The organism is Nonomuraea sp. NPDC050153 (genome assembly GCF_044460125.1).
Taxonomy (GTDB): Bacteria; Actinomycetota; Actinomycetes; order Streptosporangiales; family Streptosporangiaceae; genus Nonomuraea.
On sequence record NZ_JBITJQ010000086.1, the window covers coordinates 1 to 2,153 of the forward strand.

The following is a 2,153-nucleotide window of genomic DNA, read 5'->3' on the forward strand; positions in this document are numbered from 1 at the left end:
AGTCGGGTCGGGAGCAGGCGAGGTGAATGATGCTCGACGGTAGGGCCCAGGGCCTTTCTTCCGCCGGTTTCCCGGTCGGCTGTGCCACTCCTGGCGACCGTGGTCGGCTCTTCCCTTCTCCTGCTCCCGCCACCTCGAACCGGGCATGCGGTTCTCCCGCACCCGGCTCACCGACGCCGTTCACCGGCGGCATGCGGTTTCCCCCGCCAGGGCTTGTTCGCCCTGGGTGCGATGACGATCCCGTTCAGGCGGATCAGGCCGCATTGGTCCGGCGACCGGTAGGCGACCACGTTCCAGCCGAATGCCCGGCCGCGTTTGTGCCGCTTCCCGATGAAGATCGCCATCCGGTAGAGCGCGTAATCCCTGATCTTGCCGAAGCGGAGGGTGGAGTGGCCGTAGCGGAAATATCCCGCCCAGCCGCGCAGGAACACGTTGATGTCCTGCACCACCGCCTCGACACTCAACAGCAACCGAGAACGGACCGTCAGTTCCCTGATCCGATCGCGGGCGCGTTGCATCGCCTTGTCACTAGGCCAGCGAGCCAGAAACAGCACCCCTGCGGTGCCACGCCCTCCCCGAACCCCGCGCGAGCGCACCAGCCGGTGATGGAAGCCGAGGAAATCCACTCCCTGGCCATCCTCCTCCAACCGCACGATGCGGGTCTTGGCCTCCTTCGGCTCCAGACCGAGTTCGGCCAGCAACCGCCGAAGGCGCGCAAGCGCGGCTTCGGCCTGCTGCCGGGTCCTGCACATCACCAGCAGATCGTCGGCGAACCGGATGAACACCCCGAACTCGCGCACATCCCATGCCCGGTCGATCCGGTGCAGGTAGACGTTGCAGAGCAAGGGACTGATCGGACCGCCCTGGGCGGCCCCGGTCACCTCCCGGCGGACCTGCCCGTCCGTCATGACCCCAGCGCGCAAGATCTGCCGCAGGAGCTTCAAGACAGGCTGGTCCACAATGCGTTCCTCGACCGCTTGCATCAACTCCTGGTGCCCAATCGCCGAAAAGCAGTTGGCGATGTCCGTCTCGACCACCCACCGGCGACCCCGCCAAGCCTCATCGATGACGACTTGGAGAGCATCGTGCGGCGAGCGTTTCGGGCGGAACCCGAAACTGCACGGCAGGAAGTCCGCCTCGAAGACCGGCTCAAGCACGATCTTCAATGCGGCCTGCACGATCCGGTCCCGCACCGCCGAGATCGACAACGGCCGATACTCGTCCTTGACGCCCGGTTTGGGGATCAGCACCCCGCGCGCGGGCAGCGGACGATACCGGCCCTCGGCCAGTTCAGCGGTCAACTCGTCGAGCAGACGCAGGACTCCGTATTCCTCGACCTGGTCCAACGTGGTCGTGTCGATGCCGGGTGCGCCGTTATTGGCGCGCACCGCGACCCACCCGCGCCACAGGACGTCCCTGCGGAGGACTTTGTCCATCAGCGCGTGGAACCGTCGTCCGGGATCGGCCTTGGCCGTCCGGTACAGCGTGTGTTGCAGGGCACGCACCTTGTCCAAGGGAGCCTTCACCAAGGCGGTGGGACTAGCCGACGATCCGGCACTCACCGGGCACCTCCACATGCCACCTCACGCATCGACGAAGCAGGGGCCCTTCCCTCACCGGCGGTTGTGTTGTCCGCTCGGCTCGATCGGTACTACGACCCCCTCCGACGCCCACCCGGCCGGCTTCCACTTCCCGGCTCCTCACCGGTTATAGGTCGCCACGCTCCAGCACCACACCGCAGTGCGCTGGGCCGGGGAGGGCCTCTCCAGTTCCCGCCGTCACTATCCAAACGTTCCGAGCCCCTTACGCCGGGGAGTCCTTGGCGGCTGCGCCTCCAGGCTCTTCACCGCTTCCATGGCCTTCGCCCGTCTCCTCCGGACTCGGCACTCCCTCGCCCCACCTTGCGGGTGGGTGATGTAACGACGCGGCAGGCTTCACTTCACGTTACGGACCGCTTGGTTGCACGTCTCCGAACGAGGCGCTTGACGCTGGGCTTCGACCCCGCCCGTTTCCAGACGAAGCCGCCAGCCTGCTACCGGGCCCCCTGGCGGCTACCCGGACCGGACTTACACCGGCAAGCGACGACGAGCTTTCGGATCAGTCGTCAACCATCCATATCGATCAACCACCAATCACTACTGGACGCACAGGAG

Annotated in this window: 1 protein-coding gene; it reads right to left on the reverse strand. The window is 66.3% G+C overall.

The genetic code is table 11. The features are described 5' to 3' along the window. Positions 1-167: 167 nt before the first annotated feature. Positions 168-1,505: a group II intron reverse transcriptase/maturase gene (gene ltrA, locus ACIBQ1_RS61775; RefSeq protein ID WP_397292872.1), complete on the reverse strand. Its 1,338-nt coding sequence runs from the start codon at positions 1,503-1,505 to the stop codon at positions 168-170. Positions 1,506-2,153: the final 648 nt, after the last annotated feature.